Annotated in this window: 16 protein-coding genes; 11 read left to right on the top strand and 5 right to left on the bottom strand. The window is 73.1% G+C overall.

Features of this window, described 5'->3' with window-relative positions; all coding sequences use genetic code 11:
• Positions 1-155: 155 nt before the first annotated feature.
• Entirely contained in the window at positions 156-752 is a 597-nt protein-coding gene (locus tag ACFV3R_RS21555) for a DUF3043 domain-containing protein (protein ID WP_385585309.1), read from the bottom strand.
• A 355-nt stretch (positions 753-1,107) separates the two neighbouring features.
• Here ACFV3R_RS21555 and ACFV3R_RS21550 point away from each other — a divergent pair, with 355 nt between their 5' ends.
• The 5 genes from ACFV3R_RS21550 to ACFV3R_RS21530 all read left to right on the top strand — a co-directional run bounded on the left by ACFV3R_RS21550 (position 1,108) and on the right by ACFV3R_RS21530 (position 8,007).
• Positions 1,108-1,902: a PspA/IM30 family protein gene (locus ACFV3R_RS21550; protein ID WP_385585306.1), complete on the top strand. Its 795-nt coding sequence runs from the start codon at positions 1,108-1,110 to the stop codon at positions 1,900-1,902.
• An 89-nt stretch (positions 1,903-1,991) separates the two neighbouring features.
• The gene (locus ACFV3R_RS21545; RefSeq protein WP_385585303.1) at positions 1,992-2,270 is read left to right on the top strand and encodes a hypothetical protein; all 279 of its coding nucleotides are present in this window, start codon (positions 1,992-1,994) and stop codon (positions 2,268-2,270) included.
• A 308-nt stretch (positions 2,271-2,578) separates the two neighbouring features.
• On the top strand, positions 2,579-3,901 hold the full coding sequence (locus ACFV3R_RS21540; protein WP_385585467.1) for a sensor histidine kinase: 1,323 nt from the start codon (positions 2,579-2,581) through the stop codon (positions 3,899-3,901).
• Complete coding sequence (locus tag ACFV3R_RS21535) at positions 3,898-4,623, top strand: response regulator (protein WP_385585300.1); 726 nt, start codon at positions 3,898-3,900, stop codon at positions 4,621-4,623. Before ACFV3R_RS21540 ends, ACFV3R_RS21535 begins: the two co-directional genes overlap by 4 nt.
• Positions 4,624-4,827: 204 nt before the next feature.
• Positions 4,828-8,007: an efflux RND transporter permease subunit gene (locus ACFV3R_RS21530; RefSeq protein WP_385585297.1), complete on the top strand. Its 3,180-nt coding sequence runs from the start codon at positions 4,828-4,830 to the stop codon at positions 8,005-8,007.
• 193 nt (positions 8,008-8,200) lie between these two features.
• Here ACFV3R_RS21530 and nadA read toward each other — a convergent pair whose 3' ends face one another.
• Positions 8,201-9,391: a quinolinate synthase NadA gene (gene nadA, locus ACFV3R_RS21525; protein ID WP_385585294.1), complete on the bottom strand. Its 1,191-nt coding sequence runs from the start codon at positions 9,389-9,391 to the stop codon at positions 8,201-8,203.
• A 438-nt stretch (positions 9,392-9,829) separates the two neighbouring features.
• On the opposite strand from nadA, the gene ACFV3R_RS21520 reads away from it, so the two are divergent.
• Positions 9,830-10,183 carry a HesB/IscA family protein gene (locus tag ACFV3R_RS21520; protein WP_385585291.1) on the top strand — a complete coding sequence of 118 codons (354 nt, stop codon included), beginning with the start codon at positions 9,830-9,832 and terminating at the stop codon, positions 10,181-10,183.
• 85 nt (positions 10,184-10,268) lie between these two features.
• Here the strand turns inward: ACFV3R_RS21520 and ACFV3R_RS21515 are convergent, their stop codons facing one another.
• Positions 10,269-11,816: a hypothetical protein gene (locus tag ACFV3R_RS21515; protein ID WP_385585287.1), complete on the bottom strand. Its 1,548-nt coding sequence runs from the start codon at positions 11,814-11,816 to the stop codon at positions 10,269-10,271.
• Between the two features lie 438 nt (positions 11,817-12,254).
• On the opposite strand from ACFV3R_RS21515, the gene ACFV3R_RS21510 reads away from it, so the two are divergent.
• Entirely contained in the window at positions 12,255-13,241 is a 987-nt protein-coding gene (locus tag ACFV3R_RS21510; RefSeq protein WP_385585284.1) for a carbohydrate kinase family protein, read from the top strand.
• A gap of 140 nt (positions 13,242-13,381) precedes the next feature.
• Here the strand turns inward: ACFV3R_RS21510 and ACFV3R_RS21505 are convergent, their stop codons facing one another.
• On the bottom strand, positions 13,382-14,941 hold the full coding sequence (locus tag ACFV3R_RS21505; protein WP_385585281.1) for a cysteine desulfurase/sulfurtransferase TusA family protein: 1,560 nt from the start codon (positions 14,939-14,941) through the stop codon (positions 13,382-13,384).
• Between the two features lie 441 nt (positions 14,942-15,382).
• Here ACFV3R_RS21505 and coxB point away from each other — a divergent pair, with 441 nt between their 5' ends.
• The 4 genes from coxB (at position 15,383) to ACFV3R_RS21485 (ending at position 19,978) form a co-directional block, all read left to right on the top strand.
• Complete coding sequence (gene coxB / locus ACFV3R_RS21500) at positions 15,383-16,345, top strand: cytochrome c oxidase subunit II (protein WP_385585278.1); 963 nt, start codon at positions 15,383-15,385, stop codon at positions 16,343-16,345.
• Entirely contained in the window at positions 16,342-18,084 is a 1,743-nt protein-coding gene (gene ctaD, locus ACFV3R_RS21495) for a cytochrome c oxidase subunit I (RefSeq protein ID WP_385585275.1), read from the top strand. Before coxB ends, ctaD begins: the two co-directional genes overlap by 4 nt.
• On the top strand, positions 18,081-18,479 hold the full coding sequence (locus tag ACFV3R_RS21490; RefSeq protein ID WP_385585272.1) for a cytochrome c oxidase subunit 4: 399 nt from the start codon (positions 18,081-18,083) through the stop codon (positions 18,477-18,479). The genes ctaD and ACFV3R_RS21490 overlap by 4 nt, the downstream gene beginning before the upstream one ends.
• A 203-nt stretch (positions 18,480-18,682) precedes the next feature.
• On the top strand, positions 18,683-19,978 hold the full coding sequence (locus ACFV3R_RS21485; RefSeq protein WP_385585269.1) for an Ig-like domain-containing protein: 1,296 nt from the start codon (positions 18,683-18,685) through the stop codon (positions 19,976-19,978).
• A 143-nt stretch (positions 19,979-20,121) separates the two neighbouring features.
• Here ACFV3R_RS21485 and ACFV3R_RS21480 read toward each other — a convergent pair whose 3' ends face one another.
• Positions 20,122-20,535, bottom strand: a complete 414-nt coding sequence (locus tag ACFV3R_RS21480; protein ID WP_385585267.1) for a hypothetical protein — start codon at positions 20,533-20,535, stop codon at positions 20,122-20,124.
• Between the last annotated feature and the right edge of the window lie 333 nt (positions 20,536-20,868).

Below are 20,868 nucleotides of genomic sequence, written 5' to 3'. Positions count from 1 at the left end.
GCCCCGGGCCCGTCCCGCGCGCGGTCCCGGCCTGCTCGTACGGGGAGCGGGCCGCCTCCAGGGGCGCTCACGCCACACTGGGTGCCGCGCCCCGGCCGGCCGGGGCCGGGTGCGGCGGGTGCCGCCGGGTCACGGCCGCCGGCGGGCGCCTGGGGTTACGGCCGCTCGCCGCGCTTGACCTGCGGCTTCGGCAGCCGCAGCCGGCGCATCTGCAGGGTCCGCATCACGCCGTAGGCGACTGCGCCCCGCAGGTTCTCCTTGGGGAACTTCGCGCGCAGGGACTTCTTCAGCCCGAGCCCGAGCACCAGCGAGTTCAGGACGATCGCGACGATGACGATCAGCCACAGCAGCAACGCGATGCTCTGGAGCTGCGGCACCCGCACCATGGTCAGCACCAGGATGACGACGGCCACCGGCAGGAAGTACTCGGTGATGGTCCACCGCGAGTCGACGTAGTCGCGGGCGAAACGGCGGACCGGTCCCTTGTCGCGGACCGGCAGGTACCGCTCGTCGCCGTTGGCGAGCGCCTCGCGCTGCCGGGCCATGTCGGCCCGCCGAGCCTCGCGCTGCGCCTTCGAGGCGTCCTTGCGGTTCGCGGGCGTCTGGGCGCGCGCCCGGCGCTGCGACTGCGCCTGGTTGCGCTTGGGCGTCGGGCGGCCCTTGGGGGCCTGCGGGTCACGGGGCTGCTGCGGCTCGGACGCGCTCACCTTGGTGGTCGCACCCTGCTCATCCTTGGAACGGCTTCGGAACACGGGACCCAAGGGTACGGGGTGCCGCGGGCACGGCCCAGCGCCGCGGGGAACGATCAGGCAACGGCGGAACCCGGCCAAGGCCACCGGTAAGGGCTGAAAAGGTCGGCCCCGGGGGTGCGGCTGCGGCCCGGCGCCCTCCGCGGCCGCACCGCACGCACCGGTGCCGCCTACTCCCTGCGCCGGAGGCGCCACGGGTCCTGATCGTCCTGGAGGAGGAGCACATCACGGCCCGGACGGTGCGCTAATGGAGGTGGGGCCCGTAGGGTGGGGGCAAGGCACGTCAAGGTGCCGCAACCACCAGCCCGGGGTACCCAGGCAACGGTGTCACTCGGCCAGAAGGGGGCGCGCGAGGCCCATGAGCGGTGTCATGAAGCGGATGGGGATGCTCTTCCGCGCGAAGGCCAACAAGGCCCTGGACCGGGCCGAGGACCCTCGCGAGACCCTCGACTACTCGTACCAGAAGCAGCTGGAGCTGCTCCAGAAGGTGCGGCGCGGCGTCGCGGACGTCGCCACCTCCCGCAAGCGGCTGGAGCTCCAGCTCAACCAGCTCCAGAGCCAGTCCGCCAAGCTGGAGGAGCAGGGCCGCAAGGCGCTCTCCCTCGGCCGGGAGGACCTCGCCCGTGAGGCGCTCTCCCGCCGTGCGGCGCTCCAGCAGCAGGTCACCGACCTCCAGGCGCAGCACCAGACCCTCCAGGGCGAGGAGGAGAAGCTCACCCTCGCCTCGCAGCGCCTCCAGGCCAAGGTCGACGCCTTCCGCACCAAGAAGGAGACGATCAAGGCCACCTACACCGCCGCCCAGGCGCAGACCCGCATCGGCGAGGCCTTCTCCGGCATCTCCGAGGAGATGGGCGACGTGGGCATGGCCATCCAGCGCGCCGAGGACAAGACCCAGCAGCTCCAGGCCCGGTCCGGGGCCATCGACGAGCTGCTGGCCTCCGGGGCGCTGGACGACCCCTCCGGCATGCAGCGGGACGACATCGCCGCCGAGCTCGACCGCCTCTCCGGCGGCAGCGACGTGGAGCTGGAGCTCCAGCGGATGAAGGCGGAGCTCGCCGGCGGTTCCGGCGGCGGGCAGCAGGCCATCGAGGGCGGCGAGGGCCGGCAGCAGGGCCAGGGCTCCCAGCAGCAGCCCCGGTTCGACAAGCAGTGAGGCGGGCGGGCCCGCTCCGGGCCCGCCGCAGGCCGCACCACCACCGTCCGTTCCGCACCACCACCGTTCCGCAGACCAAGGAGACCGTCGTGATCGCACGGATCATGGGGGAGGGCCAGCTCCAGCTCGACGCCTCGCACCTGGACGAGCTGAACGCCCTCGACGACGAGCTGCTGGCCGAGGTGGAGAAGGGCGACGAGGACGGCTTCCACCGCACCCTCGGCGCCCTCCTCGACGCCGTACGGCGGCTGGGCACGCCGCTCCCCGACGACTCGCTGGAGCCCTCCGAGCTGATCCTCCCGGCCGCCGAGGCCACGCTGGAGGAAGTCCGGGGCATGCTCAGCGACGACGGCCTCATCCCCGGCTGACCGGCCCGGCGGGCACCGCCCGCCACCGCCACGGCCGGGCGCCACTCGCGCCCGGCCTCCCGGCGCCCGGCCTCCCGCGCCCGGGCTGCCCGCCACCGGGCCGGACGGCCGAACCCGACCGCCGCCCCTGCTCCCGTCCCCGTGGCATCCCTCGCCCGGACGCCACCGCCTCCCCCGCTGGCGTGACCACCGTGACACCCCCTGGGCCTCCCGCCCCGCAGCAGCCCGCGGAAGCCGCCGGCGACCCGGCCGGCACCCGGTCCGGCGCCGGCCCCGCGCCCCGCCGCAGCCGTCCCGCGCCCTCCTCCCTGTGGTGGGCGCCGAGGTTCTCCCGCGCCCATCCCGCCGTGCTGGACGTCGTGGTCGCCGTCGCCACCTACCTGATGGTGCTCCTCGGTTCCGTGGCCGATCCGCACGGCCCGCACGGCCCGCACTGGAGCCCCCGGGAGCTCAACGGCGTGACCGCGGCCGTCTCCGGGCTCGCCTGCGCGGCGCTGCTGCTGCGCCGCCACCACCCCCGCGCCGTCCTGCTGTGGACCGCGCTCCTCTCGGCCCTGACGCTGACCGCCGACACCGACGACCCCCGTGCCCCCGTCGCCGCCTCCGCGGCCGTGGCCCTGTTCACCCTCGCCTCCCGCACCGACCGGCCCACCACCTGGCGGCTGGGCGCCCTCACCGCCGCCGCCCTCACCGCCACCGCCATGCTCTCCGGCACCGGGCCCTGGTACGGCCAGGAGAATTTCGGCGTCTTCGCCTGGATGGGCATGGCCGCGGCGGCCGGCGACGCGGTGCGCAGCCGCCGGGCGTTCATCGACGCCATCCGCGAGCGGGCCGAGAGAGCCGAACGCACCCGGGAGGAGGAGGCCCGCCGGCGGGTCGCCGAGGAGCGGCTGCGCATCGCCCGCGAACTGCACGACGTGGTCGCCCACCACATCGCCCTGGTCAGCGTGCAGGCCGGGGTCGCCTCGCACGTCATGGACAGCCGGCCCGACCAGGCCAAGGAGGCACTGGCGCACGTCCGCGAGGCCAGCCGGTCCGCCCTGAGCGAGTTGCGCACCACCGTGGGCCTGCTGCGCCGCAGCGGCGACGAGGCGGGCGCCCCCACCGAACCGGCGCCCGGGCTCGCCGCGCTGGAGCAGCTGGTGGACGGCTTCGTCCGGGCCGGCCTCCCGGTGGACCTCGGCCACGGGCCGCCGGACGTTCCCGGCCCGGCCGGCTCCGGCGCCGGGGACCGGTCGCAGGCCGCCGACGACCGGCCCGAGCTGCCGGCCTCCGTGGACCTGGCCGCCTACCGCATCGTGCAGGAGGCGCTCACCAACACCCGCAAGCACGCCGGGCCCGCCGCCCGCGCCCAGGTCCGGGTGGACCACGGCCGCGATGCGCTGACCGTCACCGTGCTCGACGACGGCTCCGCCGCCACGCCCGGTCCCGGGGCGGCGGAACGGCCCGGGGGACACGGGCTCCTCGGCATGCGTGAGAGAGTCGTGGCGCTGGGGGGCGTCCTGGACGCCGGCCCGCGCCCCGAGGGCGGCTTCCGGGTCAGCGCGAGGCTGCCCCTGGACCGGGGGACGGCGGGCCGCGGCGGGAGCGCGGCGGCGCCCCGCGAACACCGCGAGGGGGAGGCACAGTGACGATCCGGGTGCTGCTCGCCGACGACCAGGCCCTGCTGCGCAGCGCGTTCCGCGTCCTGGTCGACTCCGAACCCGACATGTGCGTGGTGGCGGAGGCCTCGGACGGCGCCGCCGCCTACGAACAGGCCCGCCGCACCACCCCCGACGTCGTCCTGATGGACATCCGCATGCCGGGCGTCGACGGCCTCGCCGCCACCCGCCTGATCAGCGAGGACCCCGCACTCGACGGCGTCCACGTCGTCATCCTGACCACCTTCGAGATCGACGACTACGTGGTGCGGGCACTGCGCGCCGGCGCCAGCGGGTTCCTGGGCAAGGGGGCGGAGCCGGACGAGCTGCTGACCGCCATCCGCGTCGCCGCCGCCGGTGACGCCCTGCTCTCCCCGCTGGCCACCCGCCAGCTCATCGCCTCCTACCTCTCCCACGCCCCCGAGCCCCGCCCCGGGGACGGCACCTCCTCCGCGACCGGACGAACAGCCGCCGCCGAGCGCACCGGTGGGGACGACGCCGCGCTGGCGGCGCTCACCGGACGCGAACGCGAGGTCCTCGTCCTCGTCGCGGGCGGGCTCTCCAACGACGAGATCGGGGAGCGACTGCATGTGAGTCCGCTCACGGTCAAGACGCACGTCAACCGGGCCATGAGCAAACTCGGCATCCGGGACCGCGCCCAACTGGTCGTCTACGCCTACGAGTCGGGGCTGGTCCACCCGCGCCTGCGGTAGCGGGTGGGGACGGGCGTACTGCGAACGCGGTACGCGGCCGGCGGGGAAACCGACCTGGGGGCGAGGGGAGCGCCCCGGGCCATGCCGCATCGTTGAGTGGGGCCCGCCGCGCCCTCCCCGGGGAGTCCGCGCGCCCCGCGCCTCACGGGCCCGCGCGCCCACCCCTCGACGAGTAGCTTGCCCAACAGAAGAGAGACCCCACCCATGGCCTGGCTGTCCCGAATCAGCCTCGTACAACGGGGCCTGATAGCGCTGATGGCGATCGTCGCGATCGTCTTCGGCGCCATCGCGATCCCGCAGCTCAAGCAGCAGTTGCTGCCCTCCATCGACCTGCCCATGGTGTCCGTGATCGCCCCCTACCAGGGCGCCTCACCCGACGTCGTCGAGAAGCAGGTCGTGGAGCCGTTGGAGAACGGCATCCAGGGGGTCGACGGCATCAAGAGCGTCACCTCCACCGCCAGCGAGGGCTCGGCCGTGGTCGTGGCCCAGTTCGACTACGGCAACGACTCCCAGCAGCTGGTCGCCGACGTGCAGCAGGCCGTGAACCGGGCCGGCAACCAACTGCCCAAGGACGTCGACCCGCAGGTGATCTCGGGAGGCACCGACGACCTCCCCACCGTCGTCCTCGCCGTCTCCGACAGTCACCAGGACCAGCAGGCGCTCGCCGACAAGCTCAGCCGCAGCGTCGTCCCGGACCTCAAGAACATCGACGGCGTCGGCCAGGTCACCGTCAACGGCGTGCAGGACCAGGTCGTCGCGGTCACCCCCGACGACGCCAAGCTGGCCCGCGCGGGCCTGAGCGCCTCCGCCATCGGCCAGGCGCTGCAGGCCGACGGCGCCGCCGTGCCCGCCGGGTCCTTCGCCGAGGACGGGCAGAGCAAGACCGTGCAGGTCGGCTCGTCCTTCACCTCGCTGGACCAGATCCGCGACCTGACGCTCACCCCGGCCGCCGGCGCCTCGCAGGGCGCGCAAGGCTCCGCCGGGGCCGCGCACCCCGTCCGCCTCGGTGACGTGGCCACGGTCAAGGAGCAGCCCGCCGCAGCGACCTCCATCACCCGCACCGACGGCGAGCCCTCCCTCGCCGTGCAGGTGACGATGGACCAGGACGGCAGCGCCGTGGCCATCTCCAAGGCCGTCAAGGACCAGCTCTCCGACATCCGTTCCGAGCTCGGCGGGCACGCCAAGGTCACCATCGCCTCCGACCAGGGGCCCGCGGTCTCCGACTCGGTCGACTCGCTGACCACCGAGGGCCTGCTCGGCCTCGTCATGGCCGTGGTCGTCATCCTGGTCTTCCTGCTCAGCCTGCGCTCCACCCTGGTGACGGCGATCTCCATCCCGCTGTCCGTGGTCATCACGCTCATCGTGATGTGGGTGGGCGACAAGTCGCTGAACATGCTGACCCTCGGCGGCCTGACCATCGCCATCGGCCGCGTGGTCGACGACTCGATCGTCGTCCTGGAGAACATCAAGCGGCACCTGGGCTACGGCGAGGAGCGCCGGGAGGCCATCCTCAAGGCCGTGCGTGAGGTCTCCGGTGCCATCACCTCCTCCACCCTCACCACCGTCGCCGTCTTCCTGCCCATCGGCGTGGTCGGCGGCATGGTCGGCGCGCTCTTCGGGGACTTCTCCCTGACCGTCGCCGTCGCCCTGCTCTCCTCCCTCGTCGTGGCGCTCACCGTCGTCCCGGTGCTCTCGTACTGGTTCCTGCGCAGCCCCCGGCTGCCCGAGGGCGTCACCCCGGAGGACCTGCGCCGCGAGGCCGAGGAGAAGGAACGCACCAGCGCCCTGCAACGCCTGTACGTGCCGGTGCTGCGGTTCGCGACCAGGCGCCGCGTCACCAGCCTGCTGATCGCCGTGGTGGTGCTGCTCGCCACCTTCGGCATGGCGCCGCTGCTGAAGACCAACTTCTTCGACCAGCAGGGCCAGGACACCCTCAGCATCAAGCAGGAACTCAAGCCGGGCACCAGCCTGGGCGCCGCGGACACGCAGGCCAAGCGGATCGAGAAGATCCTCGCCGCCGACGACCGGGTCGCCGACTACCAGGTGACCGTCGGCTCCTCCGGCTTCATGGCGGCCTTCGGCGGCGGGTCCGGCGCCAACCAGGCCTCGTACCAGGTGAAGCTGAAGAACGGCGACGACTCCGAGAAGGTCACCGACGACCTGCGCGGGAAGCTCGACAAGCTGGGGAAGGCGGCCGGCGAGACCACCATCAGCTCCGGCGGCTCCTTCGGCGACCAGGACCTCAGCGTCGTGGTCAAGGCGCCCGACGCCGCCGGCCTGAGCAAGGCCTCCGAGCAGGTCCGCAAGGCCGTGGCCGGGCTGGACGGCGTCACCGACGTCACCAGCGACCTCTCGCAGAGCGTGCCGCGGATCTCGGTGAAGGCGGGAAGCAAGGCGGCTGCCGCCGGCTACACCGACGCCACCCTCGGCCAGGCCGTCACCCAGGCGGTCGGCGGAGCCAAGTCCGGCAAGGCGACCCTGGACGACACCGAGCGCGACGTCCTGGTGAAGTCCGCCCACCCGGCCACCACCGTCGCCCAGCTGCGGAACCTGAAGCTGCCCGCGCCCGGCGGGACGGTCCGCCTCGGTGACATCGCCGAGGTCCGCACCGTCGCGGGCCCCGTGCAGATGACCCGCATCGACGGCGCGCGCGCCGCGACCGTGACCGCCAAGCCCACCGGCGACAACACCGGCGCGGTCAACACCAAGCTCCAGTCGAAGATCGACTCGTTGAAGCTGCCGGAGGGGGCGACCGCCGAGATCGGCGGTGTCACCTCCGACCAGAACGACGCCTTCTCCTCGCTGGGCCTGGCGATGCTCGCGGCCATCGCGATCGTCTTCATGCTGCTGGTGGCGACGTTCCGCTCGCTGGTGCAGCCGCTGATCCTGCTGGTGTCGATCCCGTTCGCCGCGACCGGTGCCGTCGGCCTGCTGGTGGTCACCGGCACCCCGATGGGCGTCCCCGCGATGATCGGCATGCTGATGCTGATCGGCATCGTCGTCACCAACGCGATCGTGCTGATCGACCTGATCAACCAGTACCGGGCCCAGGGCCTGGACGTCGTCTCCGCCGTGATCGAGGGCGGCCGGCACCGGCTGCGGCCCATCCTGATGACGGCGCTGGCGACGATCTTCGCGCTGATCCCGATGGCCCTCTCCCTCACCGGGAACAGCGGGTTCATCTCGCAGCCGCTGGCGGTCGTCGTCATCGGCGGCCTGATCACCTCCACCCTGCTGACCCTGCTGCTCGTCCCCACGCTCTACGCGATGATCGAGCTCCGCAGGGAACGCCGGGCGGAGAAGAAGGCCCGCCGCCGCGCCGAGCGCGAGGGGGCGGCCGGAGCCGAGGACGGCGTCCGGGAGACCGAGACCGCCGGGGTCTGACCCAGGGCCGGCCGGGCCGCGCGCCCGGTCGGCAACCGGCCGCAGGGCCGCGTCCCGCACGGGGGCGCGGCCCTGCGGCAGTTCGGGGCCACGGCCACCGCACGGCTGCGGGGAGCGCCCGCCACCCCGTGACGGCGGGTGCTCCCCGCGGGCCGCCCCGTGGGGAGCCGGGGCGGGCCCGGGTGTGACGGTCCTACGGCAGGGCCAGCATCTGCTCCAGGGCCAGCTTGGCGAAGTGCTCGGTCTCGGCGTCGACCTGGATGCGGTTGACGACCTTGCCCGCGGCGAGCGACTCCAGGGTCCAGACCAGGTGCGGCAGGTCGATGCGGTTCATGGTCGAGCAGAAGCACACCGTCCGGTCCAGGAAGACGATCTCCTTGCCCTGGGGGGCGTAGCGCCGGGCGAGCCGGCGCACCAGGTTCAGCTCGGTGCCGATGGCCCACTTCGATCCGGCGGGGGCCGCGTCCAGCATGGCGATGATGTGCTCGGTGGAGCCGACGTGGTCCGCGGCGGCGACGACCTCGTGCCGGCACTCGGGGTGCACCAGGACGTTGACGCCGGGGACGCGGCGGCGCACGTCCTCGACGGAGTCGAGCGAGAAGCGGCCGTGGACCGAGCAGTGGCCGCGCCACAGGATCATCTTGGCGGCGCGCAGCTCCTCGGCGGTGAGACCACCGTTGGGCCGGTGCGGGTTGTAGACGACGCAGTCCGTGAGGGACATGCCCATGTCGCGGACCGCGGTGTTGCGCCCCAGGTGCTGGTCGGGCAGGAAGAGCACCTTCCCGCTGCCGCTCGGACGCTGGTCGAACGCCCACTCCAGGGCGCGCCGGGCGTTGGAGGAGGTGCAGATGGTGCCGCCGTGGCGACCGGTGAAGGCCTTGATGTCGGCGGAGGAGTTCATGTACGAGACGGGGACGGTGGCCTCGGCGACGCCCGCCTCGGTCAGCACGTCCCAGCACTCGGCCACCTGCTCGGCCGTGGCCATGTCCGCCATCGAGCAGCCGGCGGCGAGGTCTGGGAGGATCACCTGCTGGTCGGGCCCGGTGAGGATGTCGGCGGACTCCGCCATGAAGTGGACGCCGCAGAAGACGACGAACTCCGCCTCCGGGCGGGCCGCGGCGTCCCGCGCGAGCTTGAAGGAGTCGCCGGTGACGTCGGCGAACTCGATCACCTCGTCGCGCTGGTAGTGGTGGCCCAGCACGAACGCGCGGTCGCCGAGCTGCTCGCGGGCGGCACGGGCGCGTGCCACCAGGTCCGGGTCCGAGGGGGCGGGCAGATCGCCCGGGCACTCCACGCCGCGCTCGCTCGCGGGGTCGGCCTCGCGGCCGAGGAGGAGCAGCGCGAGCGGCGTGGGCTGGACGTCCAGGGGCTGGGCGGTGGTCACCGGACACACCTTCTCTCAGAGCGGCCGACGGACTTCTCGTCGGATTGACGCTATTATCATAAACTGTTCACGTCAGTTTGACGAGTGATGTTGTCAAAGTGACGCGATGCGGTGGCGCGCCCCTCCCCGTGCCCCTGCCGGGCCCACCCCGCACCCCGCACCGGCCCCGGAGCCGCCCGGCCGTCCCACCGGTGGGCCTCGGCACCGGGCGGCCGGTGTGCGAGCATGAAGAGCGACGGAGTGCACCGAGGAGGCCCCAGGGTCCTCTCGGAAGCGACGTGCGGTGGACCCCGGTCGGCCGCCACGCCCCGCACCCCGTCGCCGGTGCGTGTTCAGCACGTGTCACAGCACGCCCGCCCGGAATGAATCCGGGGCTCCGGTGGTTGCACCCGGTCAGCAACCGCCGGCAAACGGTCCGTACAACCCGGGAGAGAACAGATGAGCGTTCAGGACGAGACCACCGTCAGCGACGGCATCATCCTGTCCGACGCCGCGGCGTCGAAGGTGAAGAGCCTGCTGGAGCAGGAGGGCCGCGACGACCTCGCGCTGCGGGTGGCCGTCCAGCCCGGAGGCTGCTCCGGTCTGCGCTACCAGCTCTTCTTCGACGAGCGTGCGCTCGACGGCGACGTCGTGAAGGACTTCGGCGGCGTCAAGGTCGTCACCGACCGCATGAGCGCCCCCTACCTCGGCGGCGCGTCCATCGACTTCGTGGACACCATCGAGAAGCAGGGCTTCACCATCGACAACCCGAACGCGACGGGCTCCTGCGCCTGCGGCGACTCCTTCAGCTGAGCCGCACCGGCCCACCACGAGGGCGCCCGCCCCGCCACCGCGGGGCGGGCGCCCTCGTCGTCCGCCGCCCTGACCGACGCGCCGCTCAGCTGGCGCCGGCCTTGTCCGGCTTGCCCTTCCGCAGCGCCTCGCCGCTCAGCGCGTCCTTGACCGACCGGTCCCCGAGCGCCTTCTTCAGCTCCACCGTCCGGCTGTAGAACCTCGCCATCGCCGGGCAGGGGCTGCCCTGGTGCTTCTCCTTGCTGACCACCCGCACCGTCACCGCACCGCCGGACTCCTCCGCCGAGGCCGAGAAGGTGCTGCACACGCCGCCGGTGAAGTACAGCGTGAGCTTCCTGCCGTCGTCGCCGACCGTGTAGGAGTCGACCCGTTCCGCCCCGCGGTCCGAAGGCTGCCCGCTCGGCGGCCGGGTCGGCGCGGCGGAGGAGGCCCCGCCGTCCGACGCTCCGTTCCCCGTCACGTAACGCGGCTCCACCGCCGGCTGCGCCAGCGTGTAGCTGTCCCCGCTGCGCCCCGAACCGGACAGGCGCGCGGTGAACAGCCACGAGGGCACCAGGGCGGGACCGCCGTCGACGTACTGCGTGGAGAGGCCGAAGACCGCGTGCGTCACCTCCGCCGCCCCGGCCGTTCCCTGCCCGGACCGGCACGACGACGTGGTACCCGAACCGTCCTGGTAGGGCCGGGCCGAGGCGCAACCGCCCGAGCCGGTCCCCGCCGCAGCGCTCCGGCCCGCCGTCGCCAGCGTCTCGCGGGCCCCCATGACCGGGTAGACCGCACCCTTGACCGGGGTGGCGAGCTGCCCGTTGCCGCCGACCACCCGGCCGTCGGCCCCCACCTGGACGTCGCTCTGCCAGCCGTAGGTCGGCAGGCCGTCGACCACCGGGTCGGCCGCGACGATGCGCACCGGGCCCGAGGTCTCGTGGGCGTCGAGCTTCGCGTCCGGCTGGCCCATCGCCCGCAGCAGGGGCGCGACGGCCTTCTCGGCACGCGCCCGGGAGACCGCCCCGTCGCCGCTGCCGTCGTCGTCGGTCGCCGCGTCCGGGCCCCCGCGGTAGGACGGGCACCCCACGCGGTTCGACGAGGACTGGCCCTTGCCCGTGCTGTCCGGCTGCGCCGGCAGCGCGCAGTTGGTGCCGCCCCGCGCGCCGTAGCGCGAGTAGGTCCACGAGCCCGTGCCGCTGCGCGAGACCCGCAGCAGCGGCTTGCGGTCCTTCTGCGAGGCCGCGCCCACCTGCCACGAGCCGTCCTCCGCGCGCACCTCGCCCGGCACACCGAGGGCCTTGGCCAGGCGGGCGACGGCGTCCTTGCCCACCCCGTGCGACGGCCGGTACACCGCCGCCCGGTCCGGGCCGCCGGGCAGCTTCCCGGTGACGTGGTAGGCGCCGCCCCTCGGGTCCGGTTCACCCGGCGCGATCTGACCCTGCTGCCCCTGCGTGTACCCCTCCAGCGCGAGGGGCGGGGGGCCGTCGCCCCGCGTGCCGCCCCCGGAGCCGCCACCACCGTCGACGGCGGTCGACGACCAGTACGCGGCGCCGCCGCCGGCCACCAGCACGGCGGCCACGACGGAGGCGATCACAGGGGTGCGGACCCGCCGGCGCGTGGCGGGTGTGTCGGGTTTCTCCTCGGTACTCACCGCTTCGCTCCTTCACAACTCCGCTGTCATGTGACGTGCCCTCGCGAGGTGGACGTCGATGGGACGGAGCGGCCCCGCGCCCGGTTCCGTCCCCCTCGGCCTCCCCCGGGCCGCCACCGGCTCTCCAGCCTCTTCCGGCGACCGGCCGGATCCGGCCATACCCGGTCCCGCCGGCGCTCGGACGTGCCCGACCCGACCGATTCTCCCCGACCGGCCGTACCGCGACGCCGCCGCCCCGCGGGCCGCGTGACCTGGGCCGGCGCCAGGCCCCGCCGCTCCGTGCGCCGGCCGGCCGCGCCCGGCCGGAGACCGCCGCCCCGGCGCCCGGCGCCCGGCCACCGCGGGGACGGGAGCGGGTAGCGTGGCGTCGAGGCCCAGCCCGGGCGTCGTCCCCTGGCGTCCCCACCCCACACCCTCCGACACGGGAGCAGACCAGTCGTGCGCATCGCAGTCGCCGGTTCCATCGCCACCGACCACCTGATGACCTTCCCCGGTCGCTTCGCCGAGCAACTGGTGGCCGACCAACTGCACACCGTCTCCCTCTCCTTCCTCGTCGACGGGCTGGAGGTGCGCCGGGGCGGCGTGGGCGCCAACATCGCGTTCGGCATGGGGCAGCTCGGCGCGCGGCCGATCCTCGTGGGTGCCGCCGGCGCCGACTTCGAGGAGTACCGCGCCTGGCTGGACCGCCACGGGGTGGACACCGAGTCCGTCCGCATCTCCGAGGTGCTGCACACCGCCCGCTTCGTGTGCACCACCGACGCCGAGCAGAACCAGATCGGCTCCTTCTACCCCGGCGCCATGAGCGAGGCCCGCCTCATCGAGCTCCAGACCGTGGCCGAGCGCGTCGGCGGCCTGGACCTGGTCCTCATCGGCGCGGACGACCCCGAGGCGATGACCCGTCACACCGAGGAGTGCCGCACCCGCGACATCCCGTTCGCCGCGGACTTCTCGCAGCAGATCGCCTTCATGGACGGGCCCGGCATCCGCACCCTGCTGGAGGGCGCGACCTACCTCTTCTCCAACGAGTACGAGAAGGGGCTCATCGAGTCCAAGACCGGCTGGACCTCCGAGGAGATCCTGGGCAAGGTCGGCACCCGGGTCACCACGCTGGGCGCGGACGGCGTCCGCATCGAGCGGGCCGGCGAGCCGGTCCTGGAGGTCGGCTGCCCCGAGGAGCGGGTCAAGGCCGACCCGACGGGCGTCGGCGACGCCTTCCGCGCCGGCTTCCTGACCGGGCTGTCCTGGAACGTCGGCCTGGAGCGGGCCGCCCAGGTCGGCTGCATGCTCGCCACCCTCGTCATCGAGACCGTCGGCACCCAGGAGTACGCCCTGCAGCGCTCCCGCTTCATGGAGCGCTTCACCAAGGCCTACGGCGAGGAGGCCGCGGCGGAGGTCGCCGCCCACGTCGCCGCGGCCGGCCTCTGAGCCCTCCGCCCGACCGCCCGGGCCGGGCGGACGCCTCGTACTGCCCGGCCCCGGACCGCCCGGCCCCGGCCCCGGACCGGCGGGCCGCCGGCTGCGGCCGCCCGCCCGGGACCACGGCCCGCCGCCGCGTCCGCACCGCCTCAGCGGACCCGGCGCACCGTGTACGCCGTGCCACCGGCCACCGGCCGGGCCCCGAGGTACTCCTGTTCCTGCATCAGGCACCAGGCCCGGATGTCGACCACGGCGACCTCGTCGTCCGAGACCACCGTGACCCTGCCTCCCACCGGCACCCGCCCCACCGCGCGCCCCAGCTCGATGACGGGCACCGGGCACCGCCGGCCGAGCGTGTCCACCACGAGTTCCGCGTCCTGTCCGGAGCCGTCCCCGGCGCCCGGACCGGCGGACCCCGTCGCCTCCGCGGCCCTGCCCAGCTCCTCACCGCCTGCCTCCCCGGCCGCAGCCGCCCGGGCGGCGGGCCCCTCCACCCGCCCGCCGGCGAGTGCCGCCGGGCCCGTGGCCGGCGCACCCCAGCGGGCCCGCACGTCGGCCACCAGCCCCGGCAGCACCGCCAGGAAACGCTCGACGTCCTCCGCCGCGGTGCCCAGGGGGAGGGAGAGCCGCACGTTGCCCTCGGAGAGCACGCCCATGGCCTTCAGCACGTGGCTGGGGGTCAGCGTGCTGGAGGTGCAGGAGGAACCGGAGGAGACGGAGAACCCCGCCCGGTCCAGCTCGTGGAGCAGGGTCTCGCCGTCGACGTAGAGACAGGAGAAGGTGACGAGGTGGGGCAGGCGCCGCACCGGGTCGCCGACCACCTCCACGTCGGCGACGCTCTGCGCGACGGCGGCCCGCACCCGGTCCACCAGCGCCCGCAGCCGCGCCGCCTCACCGGCGGCCTCCTGCCGCACGGCACGCAGCGAGGCCGCCGCCGCCACGACGGCCGGCAGGTTCCCGAACCCCGGCACACGCCCCGACTCACGCTCGTCCGCCGGCCCGGGCGGCGCGAACCTGGTGCCCTTGCGCACCGCGAGCAGCCCCACCCCCGGCGGGCCGCCCCACTTGTGCGCGCTGGCGGCCAGCAGGGACCACGCCCCGCCGACCTCCCCCCAGCCCAGCGACTGCGCCGCGTCCACCAGCAGCGGCACCCCCGCCTCCCGGCAGACCTCGGCGACCTCGACCACCGGCTGCTCGGTGCCCACCTCGTGGTTGGCCGACTGCAGAGCGGCGAGCGCCACGTCGCAAGGGCCGCGCTCACCACCCGTGGGACCCGCGTCGCCGGCGGACGGCGCGTCGGGGGACAGGGCGGCGGCGAAGACCGCGGGGTCCACCCGGCCACCGCGGTCCACGGGCACCTCGGTCACCGTGCCGCCGGTCGCCCGGTGGGCGTCCACGGCGTGCACCACCGCGGAGTGCTCCACCGCCGAGCGCACCACCCGGCGCCCCACCCGCCGCCGCCCCGCGAGCGCTCCCGCGACGCCCAGGTGCAGGGCGTAGGTCCCCGAAGGAGTGAAAACGAGTTCGTCCGGCCGGCACCCCACGGCCTCGGCGGCGGCCTCCCGGGCGGCGTCCAGCAGCAGCCGGGCGCGGCGGCCCTCGCGGTAGAGGCGCGCCGGGTCGGCCCACCCCTCCTCCAGGGTCGCCATCAGGGCCTCGCGCGCGACGGGGTGCAGGGGCGCGGACGAGGCGGCGTCGAAGTACGGCACGCCTAGAAGGTAGACCGCGGCGCAGCGGCACAGGGCAGGGGAGGGGCGGCCGGCGGTGGCCGCCGGCCGGGTGAGGGCCGGCGCGTCCCCGCGCGCCGCCCGCCCGCACCGGCCCGGCCCGGGTCCGGCCGGCGGCGGCTTCCGGGGCGCCGGGGCGCCGGGGTGAGCGGCGGACGGCGGGGTGGCCGCGGGGTCCCGCGCCGGCCCGGGCGGGCCGGAACCGCCGAGGTGGGAGCGTGTCAGTTCCTGGCCGGAAGCGGGAATTCCATCCCTTCGGGGAGAGCGGCGGCGCGTTGGGCACCCTCCCCGCGCGACCCCAAATAGCGTCCAGTAGGGTTTGGTCCGCATAAACATCCAAACCCTGCCCGTGCCGGGCCGGCGACCGACCAGCGAGACGGCCGCAGCCGGGCGTCGCGGGCGAGACTCTCGGGAAGGCGCTACGTGAGTCCCAACGGCTCCGACCGCTCGTCGCGGCGCCCGATGCGGCGGAAGCTGCCGCAGGTGCTGGCTGCGGGCCTGGTCCTTGCAACCGCCACAGGTTGCTCGTACAAGGACTTTCCTCGGCTCGGCATGCCAACGCCCGTCACCGACGAGGCGCCGCGGATCCTCTCTCTCTGGCAGGGCTCCTGGGCCGCCGCCCTCGTGGTCGGCGTGCTCGTCTGGGGCCTGATCATCTGGAGCTGGATCTTCCACCGCCGCAGCCGGACCAAGGTGGAGGTCCCCGCACAGACGCGGTACAACATGCCGATCGAGGCGTTGTACACGATCGTCCCGTTCATCATCATCGCCGTGCTCTTCTACTTCACGGCGCGCGACGAGAGCGAACTGACCCAGACCACCAAGAAGCCGCAGCACGTCATCAACGTGGTGGGCTTCCAGTGGAGCTGGGCGTTCAACTACATGGAGAACGTGGACGGCAAGACGTCGACCACGAACATCAACTCCAAGGATCTCGAAGCGATCCCGGCCAAGTGGAAGAAGCAGGCCCCGGCCGGCGCCGACGGCGTCTACGACGGGGGCACCCCCGGCGAGCGCAACCCGCAGACCGGCATGCCCGGCCCCACGCTGTGGCTGCCCAAGGGCGAGCGCGTCGAGTTCGTGCTGACCTCGCGTGACGTCATCCACTCGTTCTGGGTCGTCCCCTTCCTCATGAAGCAGGACGTCGTCCCGGGCCGCACCAACGTCTTCCAGGTCGTCCCCAACAAGGAGGGCACCTTCAGGGGCAAGTGCGCCGAACTCTGCGGCGTCGACCACTCCCGGATGCTCTTCAACGTCAAGGTCGTCTCCCCGGAGCGCTACCAGGCGCATCTGAAGGACCTGGCGAAGAAGGGCCAGACCGGTTACCTCCCGGCCGGCCTCAGCCAGGTCAACGGGAACGCCAGGAACTCGGAGACCACCAAGTGAGCATCCTCAACGAACCTCAGGGTGCCGCCGCTGCCACAGCTCCGGCGCCGCCCGCACGGAAGACGACCCGGGGCAACGCCGTGGTCGGGTGGCTGACGACCACCGACCACAAGAAGATCGGCACGCTGTACCTGGTCACGTCGTTCGCCTTCTTCTGCATCGGCGGTCTCCTGGCGCTGCTGATGCGCGCCGAGCTCGCTCGTCCCGGCACGCAGATCATGTCGAACGAGCAGTTCAACCAGGCGTTCACGATGCACGGCACGATCATGCTGCTGATGTTCGCGACGCCGCTGTTCTCCGGCTTCGCGAACTGGATCATGCCGCTCCAGATCGGCTCGCCGGACGTCGCGTTCCCGCGGCTGAACATGTTCGCCTACTGGCTGTACCTGTTCGGCTCGATCATCGCGGTCGGTGGCTTCGTCACCCCGCAGGGCGCGGCGGACTTCGGCTGGTTCGCCTACTCGCCGCTCTCGGACGCCGTGCACTCGCCCGGCGTCGGCGGCGACATGTGGATCATGGGTCTGGCGCTCTCCGGCTTCGGCACGATCCTCGGCTCGGTCAACTTCATCACCACCATCGTCTGCATGCGTGCCCCGGGCATGACGATGTTCCGGATGCCGATCTTCACCTGGAACGTGCTGCTGACCGGTGTGCTGGTCCTGCTCGCCTTCCCGGTCCTGGCAGCCGCCCTGCTGGCCCTGGAGGCCGACCGCAAGTTCGGAGCGCACGTCTTCGACGCGGCAAACGGCGGAGCGCTGTTGTGGCAGCACCTCTTCTGGTTCTTCGGCCACCCCGAGGTGTACATCATCGCGCTGCCGTTCTTCGGCATCATCTCCGAGGTCATCCCGGTCTTCAGCCGGAAGCCGATGTTCGGCTACATCAGCCTCATCGGCGCGACGATCGCCATCGCCGGCCTCTCGGTGACCGTGTGGGCGCACCACATGTACGTCACCGGCGGAGTCCTGCTGCCGTTCTTCTCCTTCATGACGTTCCTCATCGCCGTCCCGACCGGCGTGAAGTTCTTCAACTGGATCGGAACGATGTGGAAGGGGTCGCTCTCCTTCGAGACCCCGATGCTCTGGGCGATCGGCTTCCTGATCACCTTCACCTTCGGTGGTCTGACCGGCGTCATCCTCGCCTCGCCGCCCATCGACTTCCACGTGTCGGACTCCTACTTCGTGGTGGCGCACTTCCACTACGTCGTCTTCGGCACGGTCGTCTTCGCGATGTTCTCCGGCTTCCACTTCTGGTGGCCGAAGTTCACCGGCAAGATGCTGGACGAGCGGCTCGGCAAGATCACGTTCTGGACGATGTTCGTGGGCTTCCACGGCACCTTCCTCGTGCAGCACTGGCTGGGCGCGGAGGGAATGCCGCGGCGCTACGCCGACTACCTGGCGGCCGACGGCTTCACCACGCTGAACACGATCTCCTCGATCAGCTCCTTCCTGCTGGGCATGTCGGTCCTCCCCTTCCTCTACAACGTGTGGAAGACCGCCAAGTACGGCGAGAAGATCGAGGTCGACGACCCCTGGGGCTACGGCCGTTCGCTGGAGTGGGCCACCTCGTGCCCGCCCCCGCGGCACAACTTCACCAGCCTGCCCCGCATCCGTTCCGAGGCTCCGGCCTTCGACCTGCACCACCCCGAGATCGCCGCGCTCGAGCAGCTCGAGAACGTCGACCACCAGGGTGAGAAGCCCAAGGGCAACGCCCTGGTGGGTGGCAAGGAGGACGACAAGTGAAGATCCAGGGCAAGCTCTTCATCTTCCTGTCCTTCTTCGTCCTGGCCATGGCCGTGATCTACGGCGTGTGGTCGAAGGAGGCGGCCGGTACCACCGCGCTGTTCATGGCGTTCGGCCTGTGCATCATGATCGGCTTCTACCTGGCGTTCACCGCACGCCGGATCGACGCCGGAGCACAGGACAACAAGGACGCCGACGTCGCGGACGACGCCGGTGAGCTGGGGTTCTTCTCCCCGCACAGCTGGCAGCCGCTGGCGCTGGGGATCGGCGGATCGTTCGCCTTCCTCGGCATCATCTTCGGGTGGTGGCTGCTGTACTTCTCCATGCCGATCATCCTCGTCGGACTGTTCGGCTGGGTCTTCGAGTACTACCGCGGTGAGAACCGCACGCAGTAACCCTTACGCATGACCCCGCTCCGGGCCCGGACACCCCACCAGGTGGCCGGGCCCGTTGCCTGTTCCCGGCCTGACACCGGGCCTCTCACCCGGGTGCGCCGGCCGTCCGCCGGTCTGCCGGTCCGCCGCGACACGCCGGGACGGTACCTCCGTTTGCAGTCGTCCAGCGCGCTCGCGCGGGCGAACCTCCCTAACTTGAGGTCATGAGTCACAGACCTCGATCCGCAACGGTGCTGAGCTGCGCTCTCCTGATGGCCCCCTTGGCGGTGGCGTCCGCCGCCTGTTCGGGGTCGATGGCGGGCGACCCCTCAGCCCGTCCGTACGACGCCACCAACCAGATATCCGCGAACCTCGGCGGCAAGGGACGCGACGCCGACCCCGACAAGCCGCTGGAGATATCCGTCAAGGACGACGACGCCCGCATCACGGACGTCACCGCCACCGACGCGTCGGGCCGCCAGCTCCAGGGCCGGCTGTCCGAGGACGGCAGGAAGTGGCGCACCACCGCACCGCTGGCCGCGGGCGCCCACTACTCGGTGCACGTCAGCACCGAGAACGAGGACGGGGATCCCGGCCGCAAGGTCTTCGACGTCCGCACCCGGGACGCCGACAGCAGCCGCCTGAAGGTCACCTTCGGGCCGGAGAGCGGCACCTACGGCGTCGGCCAGCCCATCACCGCCACCCTCGACCGCCCCGTCAAGGAGCGCTCGGCGCGGGCCGTCGTGGAGCGCGCGCTGCGGGTCGACACCGTGCCCGGCGTCGAGGGCTCCTGGTACTGGGTGGACGACAAGACCCTCCACTACCGCCCGAGGGAGTACTGGCCCGCGCACGCCACCATCAGGGTGCACAGCAACCTCCAGGGCCTGAAGGTCTCCAAGGGCCTCTACGGAGGCGAGGCCAAGGCGCTGAAGCTGCAGACCGGCGACGCCATCGAGGCAGTCACCGACGCCGGCGCCCACAACCTCAAGCTCATCAGGAACGGCGAGGTCGTCAAGACGCTGCCGGTGACCACCGGCAAGCCCGGTTACGCCACCCGCAACGGCGTCAAGGTGATCCTGGGCAAGGAAGCCTTCGTACGGATGCGCTCCTCGACCGTCGGCATCGCCGCGGGCAGCGCGGACTCCTACGACCTGCCCGTCCACTGGGCCACCCGGGTCACCCGCTCCGGCGAGTACGTCCACGCCGCTCCCTGGTCGGTCGGCTCCCAGGGCTTCGCCAACACCAGCCACGGCTGCACCGGCATGTCCACCGAGAACGCCAAGTGGTTCTTCGACCAGGTGCACATCGGTGACATCGTCAAGGTCGTCGGCAGCGAGGGCGACACCATGACGCCCTTCGACAACGGCTACGGGGACTGGAACCTGTCCTGGGCCAAGTGGCAGGAGGGCAGCGCGCTCTCCGGCAAGAAGCCCGCAAAGCCGCAGCCGAAGAACCAGCACGAGGACGAACGGCTGGAGAAGGCCGACTCGGGCGCCGCCCGCCTGCGCCCCCAGGTCTGACCCCGCCCGACCGCGGGCCGGCACCTCCCGGGTGCCGGCCCGCGGCCATGCCGGCAGCCCCGCCCGGGAAGCGGCCCGCACGGCGGTGTGGGACCGCCTCGCGGGCGGGGCCGCCAGGGGGCGCCGGGCGCCGCGCGGGTGCGTCAGCCGGCCGCGTGCGCCCCGCTGAGGGCCCGGCGACGCAGCAGCCCGGCCAGCGCATCGGCGAACTCCACCGGGTCCACCGGGTGGGTCACCGCGGCATCGGCCCGGCTCCAGGTGGCCAGCCAGGCGTCCTGGGGGCGGCCGATGAGCAGCAGGACCGGCGGGCAGGAGAACACCTCGTCCTTGATCTGCCGGCACACCCCCATGCCCCCGGCCGGCGCGGTCTCCCCGTCCAGCACGCAGGCGTCGATGCCGCCCTGTTCCAGCGCCTGAAGGACGGCGGGCAGGGTGGCGCACTCCAGGATCTCGACGGGCGGTACGTCGGCGGCGGGTCGGCGGCCGGTTGCGAGCCGCACCTGCTCGCGGGTGCTCGCGTTGTCGCTGTAGACCAGCACCGTGGCGGTCGGCTGCATCGTTCCTCCACGCGGTAGCGGTTGAGATGCCCGGTCGTCCATGACCGTTGGCGCGGATGCTACCCCCGTGACAGCCCCCCGCAGCAGGGGTCGTCACCCGCGTCGGGGACGGGCGGGCACCGCGTGGTGCGGTGGGGGGCCGTCCACGGAGGCCCGGCGGAGGCCCCGGGGCTGCCGCGGTCGGGCGTGAACGGACGTCAGGCGCCGGTGGCCGCCGGACGGTGACCGGCCCGGGGCCCGCCCGGGCCCGTGTCGCAGGCGCCCCGCCCCACCCGGCCGCCGTTGCGCCCCGACCCGGCCGTACGGCCCCGCCGCCCCCGGGGAGCACCTGCC

The sequence above is a fragment of the Streptomyces sp. NPDC059740 genome, assembly GCF_042733155.1.
Lineage (GTDB): Bacteria > Actinomycetota > Actinomycetes > Streptomycetales > Streptomycetaceae > Streptomyces.
This window is presented reverse-complemented; position numbering and strand designations above follow the sequence as displayed.